The following is a 23969-nucleotide window of genomic DNA, read 5'->3' on the forward strand; positions in this document are numbered from 1 at the left end:
CTGTCTATCCATTCAAGACAGTGAGCCTATTTGAAAACGTCATGCAAAATCAAAAGTATCTAGATAATCTAACTTATGTTGTCTCACTTAGTGTAGCAGGAGGGCAGTCACTAGGTTCTGGGTTTATTTTAACACATAATGGCTCAGATTATATTATAACTGCTAAACATGTGGTTTTCAAAGGTGAGACACTGATTGACACAAGTCTACTAGTTACAGCAAAAAATATCAGAGATGAAATTACCGTAAGTTTTTTATTCGAAGTATACTTAGACAAGACTGACATAATTCACAATATGGTCAATGATTTCGTCGCCATATTATTACCAAATAGAGGGGACTATAGTACATCAGAATTAATCACATTATTTAATGAATACCCACATGAAATAATTACTGTTAGTAGCAGTGATACCAGAGGCATCAATGAAATAAGAGCACCAAATCAAGTTTATTTAATTGGCTTTCCAACTTCTCTACTATTCAATAAAATAATAACAGGTTTTGATGTAAGTAGACCATTATTCAGAAAAGGAATAATCGCCGGATACAATATTGGCAGCGACACGTTCATTATTGACTGCTTTGCGTACTATGGTAATAGTGGAGGACCAGTTCTTGAAGTATGTGAAGATGATACAATCAGAATAATAGGCTTGGTTTCCCAATACGTACCATTCTCGACCGTTTGGAAAAACAATAGAGAAAGTTCAATAGAGCATGTCGAGTATACTAATTCTGGTTATACAGTGTGTATATCTACAGATGCTGTACTACGTTTAATAGATAGCTCTTCATTTCCAAAGGCTTAGAAGCAATGATACTTTCTACAAGCAAAAACCCTGCGCGAAACAGCCTAATCAATCCTTTTCGCAACAGCATGATTAATCCGATGCGCAACAGTTTAATCAACCCGATGCGCAACAGCATGATTAATCCGATGCGCAACAGTTTAATTAACCCGATGCGCAACAGCATGATTAATCCGATGCGCAACAGTTTAATCAACCCGATGCGCAACAGCATGATTAATCCGATGCGCAACTCTAATATTAACCCAAGGATTAATAGCAATATTAATCCCAATGTCAATACAAGCTTTCAAGGCAACGTTGTATTCAACTTGGACTTGGTTCCTACAGAGTTTTGCGTGAAAGTTAATGACAGCGTTATGCAAGTGTTTAACACTAATTTAGAAAACACAAAATTCGCAGTCCATCACAATCAAAATGGATATTCGTTGTTCGACACTAACAATAATTATATAGGCCATATTGAAAGTGATTCATCATCTGGCTACAATGTTTTTGATGCAAATAATGATTGGGTTGCATTCATCAAGTAGATAAAATCCCGTAAGGTTAATGTGTAGTCAGTTTTGTGCTAGACAAGTTCTCACCTGGCTCACTTCCCCAATCCCGACACCCTGCCTTTCCCACCTAGTGGGGGCAGGGTGTTTTGCGTAACGGGGCATCTCCCACCGGCCCCGCCTCCCAGACACACTAAGCTTCCTCAGCGGCGTTGAGAGGCACCAAGGGCACTTGGGCTAGCTCATGGGCCATTTGGGTGCGACACTGAGCCCCCGGCTTCGGCAGCGGCTTTAGGGGCGCAGCGACACGGCGATTTACTGTAGCTCCCCTCGACTCTTCAAGCCACTGCAAGAGGCGGCGGGGGCGCTGGGAGGCGGGCGCTCATTCAAAGTTTGTAACCCTGCACCGGCCGGGCTAGTATGCCGCAGCTAGCCCGTTGTCGGGTTAAGCATTCTTTGCTTGATTCCGGCCTCTTACTATTGCCTTTGCCTCATGATTACTCATTTTACCGAAATAGATAGGACCAAGCTTTTCCTGCTATACCATCTCAATCCGGTGCATCCCAAGGCCCCGCCCGCACCCAATGGGCCTTTGCTCCAGATTGTCATCATCCGGCACGGCGAAAAGCCGACTGAAGGCGACAACCTTTCCCCCGAAGGCCTCGAACGGGCGCTGGCCCTGCCCGAGGTGCTCAACAACCTGCTGCCCCGACCGCCTCATTTCACTTACGTGCCGTGCATTGGCACCGATAAGGAAGACACCACCCGGGTGCGAATGATGCAAACCGTGCTGCCCTACGCCGTGCAGCACAATCTGACCATCAACAGCGACTACGCCCCCGATGAAATTAAGGGCCTCGTAAAGGAGTTGCGCCACCACCGCGGCACCGTACTGCTGGTCTGGGAGCATCACAACATCGTGAAAATTGCCGAAGCCCTGGGCATCGCAGAGCCGCTGGAATGGCCCGATAATGATTACGACAGCATCTGGACCATCACCTTCAAGAAAGGCCGGGCCAAGGGCAAAGCCAAACTGCCGGTGCTCATTAAGACCCGTCAAGGCTTTCAGACGGCAGCTGTTTAACCGGGCTTAGGAGCTTAATCGGCAGCGCCCCCAGGATTGCACGAGTTTGGCCGTAGCCACCAGCACCAACCTTTCGGGGGCCGGACTGGTACAACCCATCCGGCTGCACGCTCACTAATCCGGCAGCCTTTCCAGATGGACTTAGCAAACAAGAAAGTGTTTATCACCGGCGGCAGCGCTGGCATTGGCAAAGCGCTGCTAGCCGAATTTCTCCGGCACGGCGTGCGCGACTTTGCCGTGATGGGCCGCAAACAGGAAGCCCTCGATGCCCTGAAGCAGGAATACCCCGATGCCCGGCTGCTGCTCATTGCCGGCGATGTAGGCCTGCCCGCCGACCTCGACCGCGCCGTAGCCACCATTACCCGCGAGTGGGGCGGGCTCGACATTCTGGTGAACAACGCCGGAGTGGTGAGCGCCGGCCTGCTCGCCGACCAGTCCGACGACGACATCATCGGCCAAATCAATATCAACCTGACCGGCCTCATTCTGCTCACCAAGAAAGCCCTGCCCCTGCTGCTAAAGAGCTCCGACGGGGCGCTGATGAACATTTCTTCCGGCTACGGCTACCTGGCCATGCCCTTCTACAGCGTGTATGCCGCCACCAAAGCCGCCATCCGCCAGTTTTCCGATGCCATGCGCCGCGAGCTTTTCCAGCACCCGCTGCATGTAATGACCGTGTACCCCTCCGCCACCGATACCGACATGATGAAAACCGCCGTGGTGAAGGGCATGGACTCGGCCGAAGACGTGGCCAAAGCTTCCATCGCGGGCCTGCTGGCGGGGGAAATCAACGTCATCATGGGCGGGGCCGAGCGCGAGGCGCAAATCAAAACCAATTTCCTGGAGCCCCACAAAATTGACGCCGTGGCCGCCGCCAACTACGAGGCCCTGCGCAACCGCACGGCCCGGCACCGCTCCATGTAGCAGGCGGGGCCTCCAGCCTGAGCCGGGCAAACTACCGGACGCTACGCCAGCAGCCGGGCCTGGTGCGCAATGTTGATAAGGGCGGGGGCATTTTGAAGCGTGGCCAACACCACTTCTTTAGTCGCTTGTTTCAATTCGTTTTTGCTGATGTCGCGGGTTTCTTCCAGTACCAGCTCGGCCAGGGCCTGAAAGGCGTGGGTAAGGGCTTCGCGGCGGGGGCGCTCAGCGTGCAGCTCGGCGTAGATTTCGGTGAAGTGCTGCTTAATTTTCTTACGCCGGATGCGGAAAATCGACTCTTTGCTAACCGAGGGCTGAATGGAATCGAGCAGGGCCACCAGCGGGAGCAGCCGGGTGGCGGTGTTAGCTACCGCCCCGGTGAGGCTGGGCCGACGCACCCGCCGGGCAGGGCGCGCTGAAGCCCTAGCAGCCGAAGTAGTTTGGATATCCGCCGCCGAAGCATCCTGGTCGGGCAAAGCATTGGAGTGAATGGGCGGGGCAGGCATGAGCAGCATATTTTTACGTCGCAAGATAAGGGACCGATGGAAATAGGGGTTTAGGAGGGGCGGCCTCCGCAATCCGGCGGCAAAAGCGGCTGCTGATGCGCGCGCGGCGCTGGCAGAAATTAAAATATCGGAGCCATTCCCAAACATTGCGTCGGCCTAAACGTCTTTTTCCTATCCGAACCTAACCAGCCCTTATGCCCACCATCACCATTGCCCAAAACTCCGCCCAGCCCCTAACCGTTAATCGCCTCGGCTACGGTACCATGCGCCTTACCGGCCCCGCCATCTGGGGTGAGCCCGCCGACCGGCCCCAGGCACTGGCCATTTTGAAGAAAGCCGTGGAGTCGGGCGTGAATTTCCTGGACACGGCCGATTACTACGGCGAGGACGTGACCAACCGCCTTATTGCCGAGGCCCTGTACCCTTACCCGGCCGACTTGGTCATTTGCACTAAAGTGGGCGCTACCCGCAAGCCTGACAAAAGCTGGGTGCCCTTCAACACCCCCGAAAATCTGCGCACCGCCATCGACAACAACCTGCGCACCCTCAAACGCGAGCAGATTCAGCTGGTGCATCTGCGGCTGATGGGCCACGGCGCGGTGCCGCTCGATGAGCAGCTTGGGGCCATGTTTGAGATGCAGAAAGAAGGCAAAATTCAGCACGTTGGCCTCAGCAACGTGACCCGCGAGGAATTGGAAGCCGGCCTGAAGCAGGGCGAAATTGCCACTGTGGAGAATATGTACGGCTACGCGCAACGCACCACCCTGCGCGAGGCCCACGGCGAAACCCAAGGCGGCGAAGAAGTGCTGGCCCTGTGCGAGCAGCACGGTATCCCGCTCATCCCGTTCTTCTCGCTGGTGCATGGCCTGCCCAAAGCCGGCGATAAACTGGCCGAAATCGCCCGCAAGCACAACGCCACCGAAGCCCAGCTCAACATTGCCTGGCTGCTGCACAAGTCGCCCTGGCTGCTGCCCATTCCCGGCACGTCGTCGCTGGCGCATTTTGAGGAAAACATGAAAGCAGCCGACATTAAGCTGAGCGCGGAAGACATGGCGTATCTGGGGTAGTTTGCTATCAATTCGGGTAGCGGCAACATTGTCATCATTCCTGATAAAAAGGCTGCCGAAACGTGTTTCGGCAGCCTTTTTGTATGGCCGCCGTCCGTGGCCTGGCTCCTCAGAATTCCCGGACTGGTTATTTTTGACGACATGAAAAACAGCTTTTGGTATGGCCTCGGGGCGCTGCTACTGGCCGCCCCGGCGCACGCCCAGTCCCTGACGGGCGTCTGGCAGGGAGTTGAATCGGAAACCGCGAAACCCAACGCCTACTGGCCCGCCGTCCTGCGGCTCCAGAAAAGCAAGGGCACCGACGTGTTTGGGGTGCTCTACCAGCAAGTAGGCGGCAACCCCGGCACCTCCGTCACCTTCCAAATGCGGGGCGGCCGCACCGCCACCGGCCTGCGCCTCGAACACCAGCAGAAGCTGAACGAAACCGGCCGTACCTACACCAGCTACTGGTGCGACGGCGCCATCACCTTCACCTATGACCTCGCCTTGGAAAAGCTCACCGGCCACGCCACCTACCGCCCCTTGGGCGACTGCAGCGTGGGTACCTTCACCTTCTACCGCATCCGGTTGAAGTCGCTAGCCACCGTGTCGGCCGGCACCGAAAGCACCCTGCGCGTATCGGGCCGCAACGTGCTCTGGTACGCAGATGCCGAATTACAGCAGCCCCTGGCCGCTGGCAACACCTACCGCACCCGGCTCAGCAAAACCACTACCTTCTACCTCAAGCAGGCCTATTATCCCACCGAGCAAAGCCCCGTGGTGCCCATCACCATTCAGGTGAGCGGGGCTAAGCCGGCCCGGACGCCCGTGCCCACGCCGCCACCCGCGCCCCCTGCCGATTCAACCCTAAAAGCCCCCGTTACGCCCATCCTGCCCGCCGCGCCCGCCACGGTAGTGCTGCCTACGGTGCTCTTCCGGCTGGGCACCCCCGAGCTGATGCCCACCGCCGCCCCGGCCCTCGACCAGCTGGCCGCCGAGCTCAGGACCCGTCCCACCCTGCGCCTGCGCATAGCCGGCTACACCGATAAGTTGGGCGAGCCCGATAAAAACCAGCTTCTTTCCGAACAGCGCGCCGAAGCCGTGAAAACCTACCTCCTAAAAGCGGGTATCGCGTCCGAGCGCCTCAGCTCCATCGGCTACGGCGACTCGCGCCCGCTCTACCCCTCGCCCGATGCCCGCAACCGGCGCGTGGAGGTGGAAGAAATAAAGTAACTGTACGTTGCGCAGCTGCTAAGCAAGCAGCAACTGCGCCGCTCCTGTAAAGCAAGGCCATCGCCCAATTATGTCCCATCGCCACTTTCTTATTCATAAGCCCTACGGCTGCCTCAGCCAGTTCACCAGCCAGTTTTCGGGCGAGGCGAAGAAAACCATGCTGGGCAAATTCCATGATTTTCCGGCGGGCACCATGTCCATTGGCCGGCTCGATGAGGACAGCGAAGGCCTGCTCCTGCTCACCACCGATGGCAAAGTGAGCGAAGCCATCCGGAGCCGGCACGTCGAAAAAGAATATTACGCCCAGGTTGATGGGGTAATGGACGAGCCCGCGCTGGTCCGGATGCGGGCCGGAGTCGAAATCGGGGTGCATAACGAAAAGGTCATCACCAGCCCCTGCGCCGCTCACCGCCTTGAAGCCGCTCCCGCCTTCGCCCCGCGCACCCGCAAAATCCGCGACGACCGGCACGGGCCCACTTCCTGGGTATCGATTACGGTGCGGGAGGGCAAATTCCGTCAGGTGCGCAAAATGACGGCGGCCGTGGGCTTTCCCACGCTGCGGCTGGTGCGCGTGCGGGTAGGCAGCATCTGGCTCGGCGACCTGGCTCCGGGGGCGGTGGTGGAGGTGCCGGACTTTGGCATCTAAGCTCATTCGGCGAGGATTAATCCATTATTAAATCATTATTTTATGCTGCATGCATAACATTTATCGCGCGGTGTCGTATCTTTGCATCAGCATTAGCCACTAGGCTATTTGCGCTATCGATATGAAAAAAACCGCTGCTTTCTCTCTTTCCTCACTGCTGCTATTAGGCGGCATGACCTACCTGGCTGCCAAACTGGCCGACCTCGACCTGACGTTCTTTTTCCACGGCGACGACGACCACCATCACTACTGCTAATCCCTATTTTATCGTTACGCAGCATCCTGTCAGCATTATTTCCTGAAAGAGCCCGGCCCATTAGCCGGGCTCTTTTGTTATGGCATCGGCCAATGCGGCGGGCTTGGGTGGTTCGGCGCGGCTTTTGGAACCTTGCCCTCGCAACGGCGTAACCCGTTTAACACTTTTTTCACCGGCTGCCGGTGGCGGCATTTGTGGCCGTAGCCGTTGCAGCTTCACAAATCCCCCTCCTGGTTTTATGAACCTCGATTCCCACCAAGCTCAGGTGAGCTACATCATTGGCCGCGACCTGGCCCGCAACTTTGCCCAGCAGGGCCTCGAACTGGACGTTGACACTCTGGCCGGCGCGCTGAAAGAAGGCCTCCAGGGCCTCCCCAGCCGCCTCACCCAGGAGCAGATGCAGGCCGCCATGCAGCAGTTGCAGGAGCAAATGGGCAGCGGTGCCGACGAAGACGATAATACCCAAGACCCCGAATCCATGAACAACAACAAAGCCGAAGGCGAAGCCTTCCTCGCCCAGAATGCCAGCAAAGCCGGCGTCACCACCCTGCCCAGCGGCCTCCAATACGAGGTAATCACGCAGGGCACGGGGGCCAAGCCCAGCCTGAAATCGTCGGTGACGACGCACTACCACGGCACCCTGATTAACGGCACCGTGTTCGACAGCAGCTACCAGCGCGGCCAGCCCGCTACCTTCCCCGTCAACGGCGTAATTGCCGGCTGGACAGAAGCCCTTCAACTGATGCCCGAAGGCTCGAAATACCGCCTCTACATCCCCTCCGACCTGGCCTACGGCAAGCGCGGCGCGGGCCGCGACATCCCCGGCGACACCGCCCTCATCTTCGACGTAGAGTTGCTGAAAGTGAACAACTGAGCGAGCGTAGCGGCAGAACCTGTTTCTGCCGCTACCCGCACGGCGGCTCCCACCTGGAGCCGCCCCACCAGCACCATTCCGGCTGTTTCCAAGACCATGAATCCCTTCGAAGCCCAGCCTCCCGCTGACCAGCCCAACGTGGCCCCGGAACAACCTTCCGGGGCCTCTTTGCTGCCTACGCCCGGCGCGGCAGCCGCTGCCGTGCCACCCGCTCCCCATTACCAACCCACCCCGCCCCCCGCGTTTCTGCCGGAACTACCGCCCCTGCCCGAGGTGCGGTCTGCTGACGGCCGCGTGGTCCTCGCCGATGGCAGCGTGACGGTACGGGGCCAGGAATTCTCGCTGCGCGAGCTGGAGCGGGCCGAAATCACGCCCGTGAAGTGGATACTGTGGTATTTGCTGGGGGGGCTGGGCCTGGCTTTTGTCATGATTGCCTTTCTGCAAAACCAGCTGCGCACTGGCCCGGCCATGCTGGGCATGGTGGCCACGGCGGTACTGCTGGCCTACGGGCACCGCGGCACCAACCGCCTGCGCCTGCACCGCCTGGGCCGCGAGGTAGTCAACTTTGCCCTGCCCGGCGAAACCGCGCCCTGGCAGCGTCTCAGTGCCGAGCTGAACCGCCGCATCTTCCGCGTGCATGACTACGATGCCCGCCAGGCCGCCGCCCTTCTCGCGGCCGCCGACGAAGCCACGCGCCAGGCTGCCCAATCCGCTGCCGACGTGCAGACTTTCGCTGATAATGAGGCGGCTGCAAATAATAATCCATTAGATATCAGCTAATACGACTTTTCCGGCAGGAAACCGTAAGGACATTCCAGCAGCCGGGCTGCTACCTTCGCGCCCCGTAATCCACCCGTAGCACCCAAAACTTGCCGATTACCGCTTTCAACTTACCGCATGGACTCTAAACATTCGCATACCGCTATATCCGGGGCGGGGCTGCTCATTGCCCTTGGCATTATTTACGGCGACATCGGGACCTCGCCGCTCTACGTGATGTCGTCCATCCTCAAAGGGGCCACGGTGCCGGACATGATTGATGCCCACTTGGTGCTCGGCGGCATCTCCTGCGTGATTTGGACGCTCACCCTGCAAACCACCGTTAAGTACGTGCTGCTCACGTTGAACGCGGACAACAACGGCGAAGGTGGCATCTTCTCGCTCTACGCCTTGGTGCGGCGGCGCGGGGCCTGGCTTTCGGCCGTGGCCATCATCGGCGGGGCCTCGCTTCTGGCCGATGGCGTAATTACGCCGCCCATTTCGGTGTCCTCGGCCATTGAGGGGCTGAAAGCCGTGTACCCATCGCTGACGCAGGACATTATTGTATTCATCGTCATTGGAATCATCGCCGGCCTGTTTCTGCTGCAAAGCTTTGGCACTCAGATTGTGGGCAAGGCTTTTGGGCCAATAATGCTCCTGTGGTTTACCATGTTGGGCGTGTTGGGAATTAGCTGGGTGATTCAGAACCCCGTTATTCTGAAGGCCTTTAATCCCTACTATGCCTACGATTTGCTGGTGCGCTACCCCAGCGGGTTCTGGCTGCTGGGCTCGGTATTTTTGTGTACTACCGGGGCCGAGGCGCTGTATTCGGACCTGGGCCACTGCGGCAAGGGCAACATCCGCATCAGCTGGACTTTTGTAAAGTCTGCGCTGCTGCTCAACTACTTGGGCCAGGGCGCGTGGCTGCTGGCCCACCTGGGCGAGAAGCTGAATGGCCGCAACCCCTTCTATGAGCTGATGCCTTCGTGGTTCCTGCTCATTGGCATTGGCATTGCGACCATCGCGGCTATCATTGCTTCGCAGGCGCTTATCACGGGCTCGTTCACGCTGGTGGCCGAGGCCATTCGCCTGAATATGTGGCCCAAGGTGAAGCTCAACTACCCCACCGATGTGAAGGGCCAGCTCTTCGTGCCCAGCATGAACCGGCTGCTGCTGCTGGGCTGCATTGGGGTGGTGTGGTACTTCAAAAAGTCGGAAAACATGGAAGCCGCCTACGGCCTGGCCATCACCCTGACCATGCTGATGACCACCATTCTGCTCACCATGTGGCTGAAGATGAAGAAGGTGGCTTTGCCGCTGGTTATATCCTTTGCCGTGCTATATGGCGTCATTGAAGGCGCATTCCTGATTGCCAACATGCGCAAGTTCCCGCACGGCGGCTGGGTGTCGCTGGCCATCGGCGGTACGCTCATGGCCGTGATGTACGTGTGGCTTAAAGCCTTCTATATCAAGCGCCGCCTCACCGAATTTGTGCGGCTGGAGCCTTACGTGGACGCTCTCAAGCAGCTCAGCGACGACGAATCCATCCCGAAATACTCGACCCATCTCGTGTTCCTGACTTCGGCCGAGCGCAGCACCGAGATTGAGCAGAAAATCATCTATTCCATCTTCCAGAAGCGGCCCAAGCGCGCCGACATTTACTGGTTCATCCACGTCGACACCACCGACGAGCCGTACACAATGGAGTACAAGGTGACCGAAGTGGCTAAGGATGACGTGTTCCGCATCAATTTCCGCCTCGGTTTCCGGGTGCAGCAGCGCATCAACCTCTACTTCCGCAAGGTGATTGAAGACCTGGTGCGCAACAAGGAAGTAGACATCACCTCGCGCTACGAATCGCTGAGCAAGCAGCACGTTACCGGTGATTTCCGCTTCGTGGTGCTGGAAAAATTCCTCAGCATCGAGAACGACTTCCCGACCGTCGAGAAGCTTGTAATGCAGGCCTACTTCTACATTCGCCAGTTCATTGCCTCTGAAGACCAGTATTTTGGCTTGGACACCTCCTCCGTGAAAGTAGAAAAGGTGCCGCTGGTAATTGCCCCGGTGCGCGAAGTAGCCTTGAAGCGGGTAAAATAAGAACCCCAGATTTAACGGGTTTTAGCGGATGATTGGTGGTTCCGCCCCGCCATGAATCTTGATGGATTTAACCAAAAAATGCCGCCCAATCGGGCGGCATTTTTTGTTGGGCGGCAGTGATAAAACAGCGGAGCGAAACCACCAATCATCTGCTAAAATCCGTTAAATCTGGGGTCGCAGCCACTTGGCCAGCACTTTCTGCTGGGCGGCGGTGGGGCTGGCCACGGGCTGCACCGTGAACTTGCGGTCGGGGTTGGGCAGGGCGCGCAGGGTAATGTCGCGGGTGAGGCCGTCGCGGCGCACTTGCAGCTTCACGTCGGTGCCCACGGGGCTGCTAATGAGGGTTTTCACCGTCTCGTCGCTGGGCGCGGCACCGTTGATGAGCAGCACTTCGTCAGTGGCGCTGAGGCCGGTGTTCCAGGCCGCGCCGTCGCGCACCACGCTGGCCACAAGGAGCTTGCCGGTGCGGTTCGAAAAATTGGCCCCGAGCGTGCCGTCAGTGCTTAGCGGCGCGCTGGTCAGCGTGAGGCCGGCATAGCCGAGGGCAGTGGCGAAATCGATGGGTTTGGTATCGTACACGCTGTTCCGGAAGAACTCATCGAAGCGGCGGCCGGCCACAGTGGCCACGGCATCCTGGTATTCCTGGTCGGTGAAGCCCCGGCCGGCTTTCTTATAATACGTGTCGTAGAGCAGGCGGAACACGTCGTCGAGGTGCTTCGCACCGTCGGTGGCCTGGGCGATGTTCAGGTCCAGCCAGGTGCCAATCAGGTCCCCTTTGGGGTAGTAGCTGATTTGGGTATTGTTAGAGTTTTCATTTGGCCGGTAGGACTTAATCCAGGCATCGAAGCTGGACTCGGCGGCCGACTGAATACGGTTACCGGGCGTGTTCTCCACCTCCGTAATGGTATTGCCCAGCTTGCCCAGATACTCCTCCTTTGTCAGCACCCCGGCACGCGCCAGAATCTGTTTGGAGAAGTATTCGGTCATGCCCTCGCTCACCCACAGCATGTGGGTGTAGTTTTCCTGGTCGTAGTTGAACGGCCCCAGTGCCACCGGCCGGATGCGCTTCACGTTCCAAAGGTGGAAGTATTCGTGCGCCACCAGCCCCAGGAATGACTTCATGCCGGCATCGGTGCCGTAGGCAGTACGGCTCACTTCCAAAGTGGTCGAAAACAAGTGCTCCAGGCCCCCGCCGCCGCGTTCCAGGTTGTGGACGATGAACACATAATGGTCGAGCGGATTCTGGCCCACCACGCGGTGCGCCTCCTCGCACACGCGCTTCATGTCGGCCACCAGCTTGGTGTCGTCGGCGGTGTAGGTGCCGTACATGGCCACTTGGTGCGGGGTGCCGTTAGCGGTGAATTCCAGCACTTTCTGGTTACCGATTTCAATCGGCGAATCGGCCAGCTCGTCGTAGCTCGCGGCCTTGTAGGTGAACCTGGCGGGGCCGGGGCGCAGGGCCGTACTCACCTGCGCCCAGCCGGTGGCGGGCTGCACGGTCAGCGAGCTGCTCAGCATCTTATTATCGGCCGGATACATGAACACGCTGCTGCCGTTGAGGTAGCCGTGGTCGGCGTCGATAAACGATGTCCGCACGCTCAACTCAAAGGCATACACCCGGTAGCTCACCCGGAAGCTGGCCTGCTTGGGGTGGCGCACCCGCCAAGTATTCTTGTTAATTTTTTCCACCGCCAGCGCCTGCCCGCCGCTGGTTTGGGCCTCGAAGCCCTCCACGTTCTTGGCGTATTCGCGCACCAGGTACGAGCCGGGTGCCCACACGGGCATTTTCACGTCGGTATAATCGGCCGGGAAGCCGCCCAGCTCCATCTTCACCTCGAAGTAGTGGGACTGGGGCAGCGGCATAGCCAGTGTGTAGCGCAGCGTGGGCACCACGGCGGCAGCCGGGCGGGCACTTGCGCCCTCAGTTGCCATCAACATTCCCGCCAAAGCTGCGGCGCGCAGTAATACGTTTGAGTTTATAAGCATTCGAAAAATGACTAAATTGGAAGCAAGGGCACAAAGTAAGCCCTACGGGTTGCCTCCAACCTAGCGGGCAGCCCCGCCGTTAGGAGCTAGCGTGGTGCTTATCCGGCGGCCCCGCCCCTTTTGCCGGACTTTTGTATGCGATATATCTGGATGATTTTTGTGGGACTGCTAGTGGCAATGGTGGCCATTCTGCCGCGCCTGGGCAAGCGCAAGCCCGTTCAGCCCACGGCAGTCCGCTCAGCCGCTTCCGCGCTGCGTGCCCGGCCCGCTTCTCTGCGCACGGCATCCAGCGCCGCCCTCACGGCCCGCGCCGATAGCGTGGTGGCCTTTGGGCTGGCCCAGCGCGGCACGCCCTACGTGTACGCGGGCACCTCGCCGCTCACCGGGTTCGACTGCTCGGGATTCATCATGTACACGTTTGCCCATTTTGGGGTGCCGGTGCCGCATTCCACCGCCCTGCTCATCGACGTGGGCCGGCCCGTGGCCCGCGCCGAGGCCCAGCCCGGCGATATTGTCGTGTTCACGGGCACGGCTACCACCAGCAGCACGCCGGGCCACGCCGGCATCGTGGTATCCGGCCGTGGCGAGCTGCCGCTGCGCTTCGTCCACGCCTCGTCGTCGCGCCGCGAGCCGTTTGTGAAAGTGAGCCAGGTCGAGAATTCCGACTATGAGCGGCGCTTTATGCAGGTGCGGCGGGTGCTGGGGCCGGGCACGGGCATCATCGCCACGGCGCGGCCGAATCCGGTGGTATCCCCGGCCAGCACGCCACCGGTGGCCGCACTGCCCGCCCGCCGGGTGGCCGTGGCAGACGTAACCGCGCCCGTGCCCGAAATCCCCAAGCGACTGGCGGCGAAGAAATACCCATTCGCAACGACCACCGCGAAGCAGAAAAAAGCGCCGGCTAAAACTTCCGTCACAGCTAAAAAAAAGTCGCCTTCCACCACCAGGCGCAGGCTGCCGGCCAGGCCCGTTCACACAACGTCGAAGAAGCATCCGGCTACCAGCGCCAAAAAATAGTTTCTACCAAACCGCTTAAACGCAGCGATGCCCGGCCTGCCTCTGCCGTCCCACTAAAGGGCGGCTGGGCAAACCGGGCATCTAATCCTTCAAATCTTACCAAGCGGCGAAACTGGGGTGCAGTTCCGGCGTCTTTCAGATAAGACCTGGCCGAATGTGGGCAGCCTTAGGAGCTACCCCACGAAGCTGTTGTTAGGCGCGTACTGCGGTGAAGCGTACGACATTCGACAGGCTTGGCAGGATTTGTTTGGGACTACTTGACATTTTGTACCTCCTTTCTTTACGTTCGACATTGCCTCATTTGCGCAGCCCAGCACCTTAGGGCCGCTTAAATGGGGTCGTAGCACTCACTACTGAGCGGTAAAGTTAATAGCCGGGGCTAAGGTTCAAAATATGCCGGGCTTTTTTGGGGCGATACGGCCCAAAAAGTGGCTTTACGACTGATTCACAGCCGCATTATTTTTTCAGTTGCGCGCCGGGTTTTTCTGGATTGACCCACTGCGTAAACTTGGCCGTAAACTTGCCATACCGCCAATAGAGAGCCAGCCGGCTTGGTCTGTGAAATTTTTGCTTACCTTTTCCACTCAAACCCACCTCATCCAACCTTCAGAAATGAAAAAAACCCTGCTCTTACTGGTTGCCCTCGTGTTGGGCCTCGCTGGCATGGCCTCCGCCCAAACCATGTCGCCGCTGGGCATCTGGACCAATGCGGAGAAAAAAGCCACCTTTGAAATCTACAAGTGCGGCGACAAGCTGTGCGGCAAAATCGTGAGCCTGACCATTCCCAACGACCCCGCCACGGGCAAGCCCAAAACCGACTCGCAGAACCCCGACCCCAAATTGCGCAGCCGTCCCCGCCTGGGCCTGGTCTTCATGCAGGGTTTCAAGTACGACGACGATAATAAGTGGGACGATGGCAAAATCTACGACCCCGAAAGCGGCAAAACCTACTCCTGCTACATGAAAATGGAAAGCCAGAATACGATGGAAGTGAAAGGTTACATCGGCTTTTCGCTCATCGGCAAATCGCAGTCCTGGACGCGGGTGAAATAACCCTGGCGGCTTGCTGCTTCGCCAGTGCCCCGGCCGGCTTTCTCCCCAGAGAGCCGGCCGTTTTTTTGTGGCATGGTATCGGCACTGCAGCAGCGAATTGGGCCAATTTGGGCACATTTGAAGGCTTCGGCCGCCCGCTGCTCCCAAACTATTTGCTTGAGCCGGTGTTTCGACTCCAATAACGTCCCTTGTTTTGTTCGATTTTATCCAGCAATTGTTTCGTCCTAAAGCGGCCGCCCCGGCTGCCTGGCACGCCGTGGCCTTCACGGCGGCGCAAGCCCGGCGACACGCCCGCTGGGTTGAGCAGCACGTATTTTTGAACTGGCTGGAACCCTACTACAAGGCCTACCACCTGCGCAAGGGCGGGGCCGGTGGCAGCCGGGGCCTGCAAGTGCAGCTGCTGCACGAGCCGGGCCGCCAGGGGGCCATGTTTTTCTTCGACCCCACCATCGGGCCGGGCAATTTCCGGCATTTCTACGAGCACCTGGGCGAGCGCCTGCTCGGGCTGGGCTACCACCGCGCCTGCGCCGACCAATGCACCCAGCGCAAGCAGCACCTGCGCGAAACGGTGCTCCGGCAACTCTTTAAGCCCAACCCGACCGACTGCCCCCAAACCGGCCACTGTAACCAACGCTTTGGGCTGGTTACCATTGATTTGGTGGCAGTGAATGGACAGCCCATGTTCATCCGCCTTACCAGCAACGCAGTGCTGCAACCCGGTTTCACACCCGCCAGCTCGTTTGATGAGCTGCTCCAGCACCTGCTCGATGCCCCGCCGCCCACGCCGGCCACGCAGGCGTTGATAGCCGAATACCACAGCCAGTTTTAAGGGCTAAGAACCGATTTCCTCACACAAAAATGCCGCCCCCAGTCCGGGGGCGGCATTTTTGTGTGAGGAAATCGGTAAGCTATTCCCGCACAAACTGCCCCCGGCCCAGCATATCGCCGGCCGGGCCGAGCAGGCGCAGGTAGTACAGGCCCGGAGTCAGGGTATGGGTGTCGAGCTGGGGCTGGGCGGTGCGCAGGGCCTGGCGCAGCACCACGCGGCCGGTGGCATCCACTACTTCGACGCGGGCGGTGGTGGCGGGCACGGCGGCGAGCTGCAGCTGGTCGTGGCAGGGCACGGGGAACAACGTGAGCGGAACCACGCCGGCGGTGGCGCGGGTAGCAAGGGCCAGGGCATTGTCGCGGATGGGTGCGGTGGTGGGCAGGTCCAGAATCCACTGGTCGGGGTCGACGGTGATGTTGGACACCGTGCCAGTGGCCGCGAACTGAAACAGCTGGACCGCCTGGGTCTGGTGCAGGCGCACGGTTTGGCTGGTGCCGTTGGTGAAATTGAGGCGGTAGTCGACTTCGGTGTCGAAGAACGGCGTGAGGGTGGGCGCCGAAGCCGTTTCGGTTACGCGCAGCACGACGGTACTACCCACCTGGTTCCACCGGCCGATGAAGGTGGGGTAGCCGTTGCCCCGAAACCACTGCTGGAAAAAGTAGGTCAGTGACCGGCCGGCCTCAGCCTCGAAAATGCGCTGCAAATCGGCCGTGCGCGCCGTGCTGGCGCGGTAGGTGGTCTGGTACGTGCGCAGGGCGCGAAAAAACTTCACGTCATCATTCAGCAGGTAGCGCAGCATGTGAATGACGGCCGCACCCTTCTTGTAGGTCAGGGCCGTGCTAAAGATGCGGTTGACGTTGGTGGTGTCGGCTACGTACACGCTGCCGGAATTTTGCTGGGCCGTGCCGTGCGCGTTATCCATCCAGGTGCGGGCGGTGGCGGGGGTACTAAATGCTTGGTAGGAAAGGTATTCGCCGTAGGAAGCGAAGCCTTCGTTCAGCCAGATATCTTCCCAGGAAGCACAGGTCACGTTGTCGCCGAACCACTGGTGGAACAGCTCGTGGGCGGTGAGGTTGAAGAAAAACCCGTCCTGCGTGGTCATGGTCTGGTGCTCCATACCGCCGCCCAGGCCCAGCGGGGCCATGCTGTGGCCGTATTTCTCGTTGGCAAACGGGTAGAGGCCCACCAGGCTGGAGTAGTTTTCGATGAAGCCCGGCGTGCGGTCAATCTCGGCCTGGTAGTAGGTCAGCGCCGCCTGGTTGTAGAGGTAGTTGACGATGGGCACCGTGGGGCCGCCCGTGGGATGGGCGTAGTTAACGTACTCCACGTAAGGCGCTACCGATACCGAAATCAGGTAATAATCAATGGGATGGCGCGATTTCCACTCGTAGCGCACCTTGTTGTTGGGCAGCGTGACGGTGCGCGTGAGCACGCCGTTGGAACCCACTTTGTTGGGCAGCGTGGTGGTCACCCACACGTCGCTGGAGTCGGCCTTATCGGTCAGCACCTGCTTACACGGGAACCACTCGTGGGCCGAAAACGGCTCCGACAGGCTGTAGGTGATGTCGTAGGGAATGTACGTGCTGCCAATCTGGCCCAGGGTGTGGTTGCTCAGCCCGTTGCCAATGGCGGCCGAGTTACCGCTCGGAGCCGTGCCGTGGTAGTAGATGCGGGCATCGGCCAGGGCATTAGCGGGGGCCACCTGGGCCAGCCGGGCCGTCACATCCTGCCCTACCCGCCGGGTGCCGGGCGAGCGTTTCCCGTTCACCACCACCGAATCGATGAGCAGCGTGGCCGTCCCCGTGGGCGAGCCCGCCGGGGCCTGATACAGCTCAAACGCCAGCGAGTCGAGCGCCTGGTTGCCCACCCGCACCCGCATCAGCACCGAGCCGGCTATGTTCAGCGAGGTATTTTCCAGGTTCAGGTCGAGCTTGTAGTACTTGACATCGTAGCGGTTCATTTTGGCGCGGTGCGCCACCGAGGAAGTGGCCGTGCGCTGGGCATTGGCAATGCGGCCCGCCGCGCAGACCAGGCCGGCATCCGGCCCCGCCGCAATCTGCTGGGGCGCGGAGGACGTAGATTGGGCCAGCAGCGGCGCAGGTGCGCTGAGCAAGGCACTGGTAATTAGCGCGTAGAGGTGACGGCGCATAAGGATAAATGTGGAAAAGTGGAGGAGTTGGAGCCGGCTGGTGCCGGTTGGGCAATAAGCATCCGAAGATACGGTAGCTGAGTTACAAATGACTTGCCCGGCACCGACGAATTCGCGATTAAAGTACCAGCGGCCGGGCGGCCGATATGTTGGCTTGGCCGGGCGTATATTTCGGCTTTATCAGGATTTAATTTGCTTTTTTCCTTTTAGCATGCCCTACCGCTCCCTTCAGCTTCCCCGCTTTCTGGCTGGCTTTCTGCTGTTTATAACAGGATGGCTAGGCCTGGCGGGGCCGGCGCGGGCCACCCACATTGTAGGAGGCGAAATGGAGCTGGTGCATAATTCCGGCGACTCGTATACCCTGCTGCTCAACCTTTACTTTGATGCCTACAACGGCAGCCCCAGCGCCCTCGATGCCGACCTGACGGCCAGCATATTTGACAAGGCCACCAACAACCGGATGATGAACGTGCTGCTGCCGCTCACCAGCAACACCTTCGTCAGCTACACCAACCCAGCCTGCGCCAAGCCCACTCTTAGCACCCGCAAATTGGTGTACAGCAAGCTGATTATGCTCCCGCCCGGCACTTACAATGCCCCTCAGGGGTACTACGCAGCCGTGGAGCGCTGCTGCCGCAACAACTCCATCAGCAACATTGTGGACCCCGGCGGCGCGGCCCAGACTTTCTACCTTGAGTTTCCTTCGGTGGTGCGGCGCGGCCAGCCTTTTTACGATTCCACGCCGCGCATCTTCCCGCCCCTGGCCGATTATGCCTGCCGCGACGAGCTGTTTTACTACGATTTCGGGGGCAAGGATGCCGACCAGGACTCGCTGGTATACGAGCTGGTGACACCGCTCAATGGGCATTCCAATGCTGCTACCCCCAAGCCGGCTTCGGCCGCGCCCGGGCCTTACTCCGCCATCACCTGGCAGCTGCCGGTTCCGGCCCTACCGGGCCAGCCGGTGCTACCGCCATTGGGCACGCTCAACCAGATTCCGGGCACGCCCACGCTGCAAATCAACCGCTTCACGGGGCGGCTCACGGTGCGGCCCAGCAACCTGGGCCTGTTCGTGTTCGGCGTGAGCTGCTCGGAATATCGGAAGGGCGAAAAAATCGGGGAATCCCGCCGCGATTTCCAGTTGATGGTCCTCAACTGCCCCACCAATACCAAGCCCAGCATGGTGCTGCTGCCGGCCACCGCTGGCAATGTACCCTACCGGCCGGGCCGCGATACCCTGCGCTTGGTGCCGGGCAGCAACCATTGCGTGCGCCTGCGTTTCACCGACCCCGACCCGAACTCGCGCCTCTCGCTGTCGTTGAGCCCGGTCAACTTTTCGGGTTTGCTGCCGGCGTTCACCACGGCCACCAGCGGCGCGGTGCGCAGCCCCGGCCAGCCCGATACGCTCACGGCCACCCTCTGCTTTCCCGAATGCATCAATACCCACGGCAAGGTTTTTCTGCTGGATGTGGTGGTGGGCGACGACGGCTGCAGCCTGCCCAAGCGCGATACCGTGCGCGTGGCCTTCACTTCAGTGCCGCCGCCCAACTCGCCGCCGACGCTCACCACCACGGCCGGGCCGGGCCTGCCCTTGCATGTGCGCGTGGGCGACCTGGTAACATTCAATTTAACCGGAACCGACCCCGACAACGACCCCATTCAGCTGGAAATGACCGGGCAAGGATTTTCTCCCAGCAGCCTGGGGGCCACGCTCACGCAGGCCGCCGCGGGCAACCAGCAGCTAGGCCGCTTCAGCTGGCGCGTCGACTGCCGGGCCGTGGGGCCGGATTCGCTGCTGGTGTTCCAGTTTGCGGCGGCCACTTCGCCCTGCGAGGCGCGGCAGGCGACGACGATTTCGGTGCCCGTTATCATGCGCTACGCCAATACCCCGCCGGTGCTCACGGCCAGCCCGCTGTTCCCGCTGCCCGCTGGCGCGGGGCTGCTGCCAGTGGTGCGCCTGCCGCTGGGAGCCACGTTCACCTCGACCCTGGCGGGGGTTGATGCCGACCGTGACGGCCTGACGCTGACGGCCACCAGCGAAAATTTCTCGCTGGCCGAGGCGGGGATGCGCTTCACGGCCCAGAATGGCATGGGCGTGGCGGCCGGTACGTTTCGCTGGGATGTGAGCTGCGATGCCGTGGTGCTGCACCGCCCGCTGGACGTAACCTTTCAGCTGGTGGATGCTACCTGCCGGCCCGCCGCCCAACGGCAGACCGTGCGCTTCGAAATAATCCGGCCCGACTCGCCGGAACTGAAGCTCTACAACATCATCACCCCCAATGGCGACCGGGTAAACGATGAGTTCCGCCTGCCCGGGCTACCGCTCAACTTCTGCGACGAGCAGTTTGCCAGCGTCCGGATTTTCTCGCGCTGGGGGCAGCAGTTGTTCGAGTCGCACGACCGGGAATTCCGCTGGTCCGGCGAAGGCAATGCCAGCGTGTACTACTACTTTGTGACCTACACCGATGGGCGCTCTTTCAAAGGCTGGCTGGAGGTCAAGCCTTGAAGCAGCTTTATTGCTGCCCCATTTTCAACGCAAAGGGCCGCTCCAGCTGGAGCGGCCCTTTGCGTTGAAAATCAATGCTCAACCTTCGGCGCTTTTAATTTTAATACATAAAAAGAAAGACGGCAAACAGCGCGACCCACAGCACATCAATGAAGTGCCAGTAGGTGCCCAGAAGCTGGAGCTGCCGCCGGTAATACGGGTTGCGAATGAACACGAGCGCGCGTACGGCGTCGCGGTCGGCATGGGTCACGCGCAGCAGCAGGGCCAGTAGAAACAGCATGCCGCCCAGCAAATGGGCTACGTGCAGAGCCGAAATCAGGTAGACAAACTGGCCGCTGCTGGTGCTGGTGCTGCCCTGAAATAATACGCCCTGCGTCATCAGGTCGCGCCAGCCTAGGACTTGCAGGCCGGCGAATATGCAGCCCAGCAGCAACGTAGCTCCCAGGCAACGGGCCAGGCTGCCCAGGTCGTCCTGGGCGTAGAGGCGCCGGGCCTGGCCCATGGTGTAGCTGCTCACCAGCAGCACAATGGTGCTCAGGGAAAAGAAGCGGGGCAGCGCGTGCAGCCCGGTAGGTACCCCACTACGCAGGCGGGTGGCCACGTAGGCCGCCACCAGCATGACGAACATGATGGTGATGGCCACCATGGCCAGATAGCCCGCCACCAGCAACGGGGGCATGCGTTCGATACGGCCAAACGACGACGAGTTCCGTCGGGCTCCAACCTGCTTATTACGTTCGTATTCGGAGTTCATGGGGTAGCACCAAAGTGAATACTACCCAAACTAATGCAGTGATAATTAGTTGCACAGCCGCCCGGATTTGCCCGAAAGTTGCGCTACTTAAAAAACGACCCGATTTTGCCCAGCACGGCATTGAGCGTGATTTTGGGCGTGCGCTGCACGCCAAAGGTCACGTAGGTTTTGCCGCCCACGCGCAGGTCGAGCACCCAGCCCAGCCGCCGGGCCAGGTCGTTGATTTGCTGGAGTGGGTCGGGGCCGCCGGATTTGGGCGGCTTGGGCGCGCCGGGGGGCCGGGGCGGGCCGGCCGTGAGCTCATCGAGCACCTGCTGGCTGGGGATGTTCAGGATGAGGTAGGTGCCGGCGGCGGCCAATTGCAGCGCGTGGCCATTCCAGGTGATGACCAGCTGCGCTTCTATTTCGAGCGTGCTAGGCACCGGCGTCGGGGCGATTGGCCGGGAGCTGGGGCTGGGGCGCGGCCGGAGCGGCGGCGGGCTGCTCGCCCCGCGTGCGGATGCGCAGTGAGCCATTCAGCTTCCATGTGGCGGCGGGGGCGTTGGGGTTTTGGGGGTTGGGCACTTGCAGCTCCATTTGGTCGAAGGCGCAGCTTAGCTCGACGCCGCCCGAGAGCTTGCCGAGCAGCGAGGCGGCCATATCGGCCCAGTTGGGAGAGGAGGAATCAGGCATAAAATCAGCAAAGAGAAAGGTGAAAGCCGGGCGGCCGCAGCCCCCGCCGAAACGGACCGGCCGGCCGCAAAGTACGACCATTGCCCCTGCTAACGCAATGCACAGGCCGGGGTTGCCACTTCATCCGTCCCGCCGCAATCCTGCGTACTGCCCTTTCACCCGCCCTTATTCTTTCCAATCAATGCCCTTTCCTCCTGCCCGCTTCCTCGGTGCGGCGGCCTGCTTCCTGTTGATGGCGGCCCCCGGCCACGCCCAGCCCTCAGCCGATGCCTTGCGCTATCCCCGCGTGGCCGACCTTGCCGACCTCAGCTTTGCGCCCGGCAGCCCCGCTCCTGCTGCCAGTCACGCCCGTCCCTTTGGCCTGCAGAGAGGCTATTATCCGGCCGCCGGATTGCTACGCCAGCCGGCAGCGGCCCGCCCCGGGCTTACCGAATGGCCCGGCTGGTTTGGCCCTGCAAGCCCCGCCGCCGATAGTGCTGCGCCGCCTGCCCCGGCGCTGCCGGTGCCCCACGGGCCAGGGCGGCGCTTTCCGGCCCGTCCAGCAGGCCGGTAGCCACGGGCCGCGCCGGCTGGCATGGCGGCGCGGCGCATGGCCCACGGCGGCGCTTACTGCTACCTTTGGGGCCTTCAAACCCGCCCCCTCACTCCCCCCTGCCTGCCCATGAAGCTAATTGAATGCCCGCGCGACGCCATGCAGGGCCTGCCCGACTTCATCCCCACCGCCACCAAAACCGCCTACCTCAACACGCTGCTGCAGGTGGGCTTCGATACCCTGGACTTTGGCTCCTTCGTGTCGCCCAAAGCCATTCCGCAGCTGCGCGACACGGCCGAAGTGCTGGCCGGCCTCGACCTGAGCACCACGCGCACCAAGCTGCTGGCCATTGTGGCCAACCTGCGCGGGGCCGAAGCGGCCCTGCAACACCCCGAAATCAGCTACCTGGGCTTCCCGCTGTCGGTGTCCGAAACCTTCCAGCGGCGCAACACCAACCAAAGCCCGGCCGAAGCCCTGGCCGAGGTAGCTGCCATGCACGAGCGCTGCGAGCAGCACGGCAAAACCCTGGTCACGTACCTATCAATGGGGTTCGGCAACCCCTACGGTGATGCCTGGAACCCCGAAATCGTGACCGATTTTACCAGTAAGCTGGCGGCGCTGGGCATCCGCATCGTGGCGCTGTCCGACACCATCGGGGCCTCCACGGCGGCTACGATTGAGCCACTGTTCGCGGCCCTGATTCCGGCTTTTCCGGCCATTGAGTTTGGGGCGCACCTGCACACCACGCCCACTACCTGGCACGAGAAAGTGGCCGCCGCCTACGCGGCCGGCTGCCGCCGCTTCGATGGGGCCATTGGCGGCATTGGGGGCTGCCCCATGGCGGCCGATGAGCTGACGGGCAACATGGCCACCGAGAATTTACTGGCTTTTCTGGCTGAAAAGGGAGTAGATTCGGGACTGAACGCGGCGGCGTTCGGGCAGGCCCGGGCGGCGGCGGGCCAGGTTTTTGGGTTTCATTAAAACTTCGTGCTGATGCCGACTACCGTCGATATTTTCATCCCCTGCTTCGTCGACCAGCTTTACCCGGCCACGGCCATGCACATGGTGCGCGTGCTGGAGCGGGTGGGCGTCACGGTCAACTACAACCCCAACCAGACCTGCTGCGGCCAGCCGGCCTACAACGCCGGCTACGTGGACCAGAGCCGCGCCGTGGCCGACAAATTTCTGGCCGATTTTGCTGCGCCCGCTACGGACACGCAGCGCTACATCGTGAGCCCCTCGGCTTCGTGCGTGGGCATGGTGCGCAACAGCTACTCCGATTTGTACGCGGGCCAGCCCGGGCAAGCCGCCTGCCGGAGCGTGCAGGGGCGCGTGTACGAGCTGACCGAATTCCTGGTGGACGTGCTGGGCATTACGGCCGTGCCGGGGGCGCGCCTGGCCGGCAAATACACCTACCACGACTCCTGCTCGGGCCTGCGCGAGTGCCATATCCGGGCGCAGCCGCGCCAGCTGCTGGACGCGGTGGCCGGCCTGGAGCGCCTCGAAATGACCGAAACCACCACCTGCTGCGGCTTCGGCGGCACGTTCGCGGTGAAGTTTGAAGCCATTTCGGTGGCCATGGCCCAGCAGAAGGTAGAGCACGCCCTCGACACCGGGGCCGACTTCATCGTGAGCACCGACGTGAGCTGCCTCATGCACCTCGAATCCTATATTAAAAAGGAGAAGCTGCCGTTGAAGTGCCTGCACGTAGCCGACGTGCTGGCCAGCGGCTGGTAATTA

Annotated in this window: 24 protein-coding genes; 18 read left to right on the forward strand and 6 right to left on the reverse strand. The window is 60.3% G+C overall.

Annotation, left to right across the window (positions count from 1 at the left end; translation table 11 throughout):
- Nucleotides 1–20 precede the first annotated feature (20 nt).
- From ACVWYF_RS01620 to ACVWYF_RS01635, 4 genes are all read left to right on the forward strand, one after another.
- Nucleotides 21–812 (forward strand): trypsin-like peptidase domain-containing protein, encoded by a 792-nt coding sequence (locus tag ACVWYF_RS01620; protein ID WP_457063941.1) that lies wholly within the window; start codon nt 21–23, stop codon nt 810–812.
- A 68-nt stretch (nt 813–880) separates the two neighbouring features.
- Complete coding sequence (locus ACVWYF_RS01625) at nt 881–1345, forward strand: hypothetical protein (protein WP_457063943.1); 465 nt, start codon at nt 881–883, stop codon at nt 1343–1345.
- Between the two features lie 457 nt (nt 1346–1802).
- Nucleotides 1803–2393, forward strand: coding sequence for a hypothetical protein (locus tag ACVWYF_RS01630; protein ID WP_457063945.1), 591 nt, complete (start codon nt 1803–1805; stop codon nt 2391–2393).
- Between the two features lie 135 nt (nt 2394–2528).
- A complete protein-coding gene (locus ACVWYF_RS01635; RefSeq protein WP_457063947.1) occupies nt 2529–3317 on the forward strand; it encodes an SDR family NAD(P)-dependent oxidoreductase in 789 nt (262 codons plus the stop codon).
- A gap of 41 nt (nt 3318–3358) precedes the next feature.
- Here the strand turns inward: ACVWYF_RS01635 and ACVWYF_RS01640 are convergent, their stop codons facing one another.
- A complete protein-coding gene (locus ACVWYF_RS01640) occupies nt 3359–3820 on the reverse strand; it encodes a hypothetical protein (RefSeq protein WP_457063949.1) in 462 nt (153 codons plus the stop codon).
- Between the two features lie 194 nt (nt 3821–4014).
- Here ACVWYF_RS01640 and ACVWYF_RS01645 point away from each other — a divergent pair, with 194 nt between their 5' ends.
- The 7 genes from ACVWYF_RS01645 (at nt 4015) to ACVWYF_RS01675 (ending at nt 10731) form a co-directional block, all read left to right on the forward strand.
- Nucleotides 4015–4887 carry an aldo/keto reductase gene (locus tag ACVWYF_RS01645; protein WP_457063951.1) on the forward strand — a complete coding sequence of 291 codons (873 nt, stop codon included), beginning with the start codon at nt 4015–4017 and terminating at the stop codon, nt 4885–4887.
- Between the two features lie 141 nt (nt 4888–5028).
- Nucleotides 5029–6099: an OmpA family protein gene (locus ACVWYF_RS01650; protein WP_457063953.1), complete on the forward strand. Its 1071-nt coding sequence runs from the start codon at nt 5029–5031 to the stop codon at nt 6097–6099.
- Between the two features lie 70 nt (nt 6100–6169).
- The gene (locus ACVWYF_RS01655) at nt 6170–6745 is read left to right on the forward strand and encodes a pseudouridine synthase (RefSeq protein WP_457063955.1); all 576 of its coding nucleotides are present in this window, start codon (nt 6170–6172) and stop codon (nt 6743–6745) included.
- 121 nt (nt 6746–6866) lie between these two features.
- Nucleotides 6867–7001 carry a hypothetical protein gene (locus ACVWYF_RS01660; RefSeq protein WP_457063957.1) on the forward strand — a complete coding sequence of 45 codons (135 nt, stop codon included), beginning with the start codon at nt 6867–6869 and terminating at the stop codon, nt 6999–7001.
- A 238-nt stretch (nt 7002–7239) separates the two neighbouring features.
- Complete coding sequence (locus tag ACVWYF_RS01665; RefSeq protein ID WP_457063959.1) at nt 7240–7875, forward strand: FKBP-type peptidyl-prolyl cis-trans isomerase; 636 nt, start codon at nt 7240–7242, stop codon at nt 7873–7875.
- Between the two features lie 96 nt (nt 7876–7971).
- Nucleotides 7972–8655 carry a hypothetical protein gene (locus ACVWYF_RS01670; RefSeq protein WP_457063961.1) on the forward strand — a complete coding sequence of 228 codons (684 nt, stop codon included), beginning with the start codon at nt 7972–7974 and terminating at the stop codon, nt 8653–8655.
- Nucleotides 8656–8772: 117 nt separating this feature from the next.
- Nucleotides 8773–10731, forward strand: a complete 1959-nt coding sequence (locus ACVWYF_RS01675) for a KUP/HAK/KT family potassium transporter (RefSeq protein WP_457063963.1) — start codon at nt 8773–8775, stop codon at nt 10729–10731.
- Nucleotides 10732–10893: 162 nt separating this feature from the next.
- Here the strand turns inward: ACVWYF_RS01675 and ACVWYF_RS01680 are convergent, their stop codons facing one another.
- Complete coding sequence (locus ACVWYF_RS01680) at nt 10894–12669, reverse strand: M61 family metallopeptidase (protein ID WP_457063965.1); 1776 nt, start codon at nt 12667–12669, stop codon at nt 10894–10896.
- 183 nt (nt 12670–12852) lie between these two features.
- Between ACVWYF_RS01680 and ACVWYF_RS01685 the strand changes: the two genes are divergently transcribed.
- From ACVWYF_RS01685 to ACVWYF_RS01695, 3 genes are all read left to right on the forward strand, one after another.
- Entirely contained in the window at nt 12853–13734 is an 882-nt protein-coding gene (locus tag ACVWYF_RS01685; RefSeq protein WP_457063967.1) for a C40 family peptidase, read from the forward strand.
- A 612-nt stretch (nt 13735–14346) separates the two neighbouring features.
- A complete protein-coding gene (locus tag ACVWYF_RS01690; protein ID WP_457063969.1) occupies nt 14347–14787 on the forward strand; it encodes a DUF2147 domain-containing protein in 441 nt (146 codons plus the stop codon).
- 193 nt (nt 14788–14980) lie between these two features.
- Complete coding sequence (locus tag ACVWYF_RS01695; RefSeq protein ID WP_457063971.1) at nt 14981–15616, forward strand: hypothetical protein; 636 nt, start codon at nt 14981–14983, stop codon at nt 15614–15616.
- Nucleotides 15617–15695: 79 nt separating this feature from the next.
- Here the strand turns inward: ACVWYF_RS01695 and ACVWYF_RS01700 are convergent, their stop codons facing one another.
- Nucleotides 15696–17765, reverse strand: coding sequence for a M1 family aminopeptidase (locus tag ACVWYF_RS01700; RefSeq protein ID WP_457063973.1), 2070 nt, complete (start codon nt 17763–17765; stop codon nt 15696–15698).
- A gap of 211 nt (nt 17766–17976) precedes the next feature.
- On the opposite strand from ACVWYF_RS01700, the gene ACVWYF_RS01705 reads away from it, so the two are divergent.
- The gene (locus tag ACVWYF_RS01705) at nt 17977–20271 is read left to right on the forward strand and encodes a T9SS type B sorting domain-containing protein (RefSeq protein WP_457063975.1); all 2295 of its coding nucleotides are present in this window, start codon (nt 17977–17979) and stop codon (nt 20269–20271) included.
- A 100-nt stretch (nt 20272–20371) separates the two neighbouring features.
- Here the strand turns inward: ACVWYF_RS01705 and ACVWYF_RS01710 are convergent, their stop codons facing one another.
- The 3 genes from ACVWYF_RS01710 to ACVWYF_RS01720 form a co-directional block, all read right to left on the reverse strand.
- On the reverse strand, nt 20372–21025 hold the full coding sequence (locus tag ACVWYF_RS01710; protein WP_457063977.1) for a cytochrome c oxidase subunit 3: 654 nt from the start codon (nt 21023–21025) through the stop codon (nt 20372–20374).
- A gap of 83 nt (nt 21026–21108) precedes the next feature.
- Nucleotides 21109–21447, reverse strand: coding sequence for a hypothetical protein (locus ACVWYF_RS01715; RefSeq protein WP_457063979.1), 339 nt, complete (start codon nt 21445–21447; stop codon nt 21109–21111).
- Nucleotides 21440–21697 (reverse strand): hypothetical protein, encoded by a 258-nt coding sequence (locus ACVWYF_RS01720; RefSeq protein WP_457063981.1) that lies wholly within the window; start codon nt 21695–21697, stop codon nt 21440–21442. Before ACVWYF_RS01720 ends, ACVWYF_RS01715 begins: the two co-directional genes overlap by 8 nt.
- Before the next feature lie 181 nt (nt 21698–21878).
- On the opposite strand from ACVWYF_RS01720, the gene ACVWYF_RS01725 reads away from it, so the two are divergent.
- The 3 genes from ACVWYF_RS01725 to ACVWYF_RS01735 all read left to right on the forward strand — a co-directional run bounded on the left by ACVWYF_RS01725 (nt 21879) and on the right by ACVWYF_RS01735 (nt 23966).
- Nucleotides 21879–22250, forward strand: a complete 372-nt coding sequence (locus ACVWYF_RS01725) for a hypothetical protein (RefSeq protein WP_457063983.1) — start codon at nt 21879–21881, stop codon at nt 22248–22250.
- Between the two features lie 108 nt (nt 22251–22358).
- A complete protein-coding gene (locus ACVWYF_RS01730) occupies nt 22359–23210 on the forward strand; it encodes a hydroxymethylglutaryl-CoA lyase (protein WP_457063985.1) in 852 nt (283 codons plus the stop codon).
- A gap of 12 nt (nt 23211–23222) precedes the next feature.
- A complete protein-coding gene (locus tag ACVWYF_RS01735; protein WP_457063987.1) occupies nt 23223–23966 on the forward strand; it encodes a (Fe-S)-binding protein in 744 nt (247 codons plus the stop codon).
- Nucleotides 23967–23969 lie beyond the last annotated feature (3 nt).

This window comes from Hymenobacter sp. UYAg731 (genome assembly GCF_054061335.1).

Excerpts from the sequence above, each read along its gene's own strand:
- ACVWYF_RS01735 (WP_457063987.1), top strand. The coding sequence starts at position 23,223 with ATGCCGACTACCGTCGATATTTTCATCCCCTGCTTCGTCGACCAGCTT.
- ACVWYF_RS01720 (WP_457063981.1), bottom strand. The coding sequence starts at position 21,697 with ATGCCTGATTCCTCCTCTCCCAACTGGGCCGATATGGCCGCCTCGCTG.
- ACVWYF_RS01730 (WP_457063985.1), top strand. The coding sequence starts at position 22,359 with ATGAAGCTAATTGAATGCCCGCGCGACGCCATGCAGGGCCTGCCCGAC.
- ACVWYF_RS01690 (WP_457063969.1), top strand. The coding sequence starts at position 14,347 with ATGAAAAAAACCCTGCTCTTACTGGTTGCCCTCGTGTTGGGCCTCGCT.
- ACVWYF_RS01650 (WP_457063953.1), top strand. The coding sequence starts at position 5,029 with ATGAAAAACAGCTTTTGGTATGGCCTCGGGGCGCTGCTACTGGCCGCC.
- ACVWYF_RS01685 (WP_457063967.1), top strand. The coding sequence starts at position 12,853 with ATGCGATATATCTGGATGATTTTTGTGGGACTGCTAGTGGCAATGGTG.
- ACVWYF_RS01705 (WP_457063975.1), top strand. The coding sequence starts at position 17,977 with ATGCCCTACCGCTCCCTTCAGCTTCCCCGCTTTCTGGCTGGCTTTCTG.
- ACVWYF_RS01645 (WP_457063951.1), top strand. The coding sequence starts at position 4,015 with ATGCCCACCATCACCATTGCCCAAAACTCCGCCCAGCCCCTAACCGTT.
- ACVWYF_RS01660 (WP_457063957.1), top strand. The coding sequence starts at position 6,867 with ATGAAAAAAACCGCTGCTTTCTCTCTTTCCTCACTGCTGCTATTAGGC.
- ACVWYF_RS01675 (WP_457063963.1), top strand. The coding sequence starts at position 8,773 with ATGGACTCTAAACATTCGCATACCGCTATATCCGGGGCGGGGCTGCTC.
- ACVWYF_RS01655 (WP_457063955.1), top strand. The coding sequence starts at position 6,170 with ATGTCCCATCGCCACTTTCTTATTCATAAGCCCTACGGCTGCCTCAGC.
- ACVWYF_RS01700 (WP_457063973.1), bottom strand. The coding sequence starts at position 17,765 with ATGCGCCGTCACCTCTACGCGCTAATTACCAGTGCCTTGCTCAGCGCA.
- ACVWYF_RS01670 (WP_457063961.1), top strand. The coding sequence starts at position 7,972 with ATGAATCCCTTCGAAGCCCAGCCTCCCGCTGACCAGCCCAACGTGGCC.
- ACVWYF_RS01640 (WP_457063949.1), bottom strand. The coding sequence starts at position 3,820 with ATGCCTGCCCCGCCCATTCACTCCAATGCTTTGCCCGACCAGGATGCT.
- ACVWYF_RS01625 (WP_457063943.1), top strand. The coding sequence starts at position 881 with ATGATTAATCCGATGCGCAACAGTTTAATCAACCCGATGCGCAACAGC.
- ACVWYF_RS01665 (WP_457063959.1), top strand. The coding sequence starts at position 7,240 with ATGAACCTCGATTCCCACCAAGCTCAGGTGAGCTACATCATTGGCCGC.
- ACVWYF_RS01710 (WP_457063977.1), bottom strand. The coding sequence starts at position 21,025 with ATGAACTCCGAATACGAACGTAATAAGCAGGTTGGAGCCCGACGGAAC.
- ACVWYF_RS01630 (WP_457063945.1), top strand. The coding sequence starts at position 1,803 with ATGATTACTCATTTTACCGAAATAGATAGGACCAAGCTTTTCCTGCTA.
- ACVWYF_RS01725 (WP_457063983.1), top strand. The coding sequence starts at position 21,879 with ATGCCCTTTCCTCCTGCCCGCTTCCTCGGTGCGGCGGCCTGCTTCCTG.
- ACVWYF_RS01680 (WP_457063965.1), bottom strand. The coding sequence starts at position 12,669 with ATGTTGATGGCAACTGAGGGCGCAAGTGCCCGCCCGGCTGCCGCCGTG.
- ACVWYF_RS01635 (WP_457063947.1), top strand. The coding sequence starts at position 2,529 with ATGGACTTAGCAAACAAGAAAGTGTTTATCACCGGCGGCAGCGCTGGC.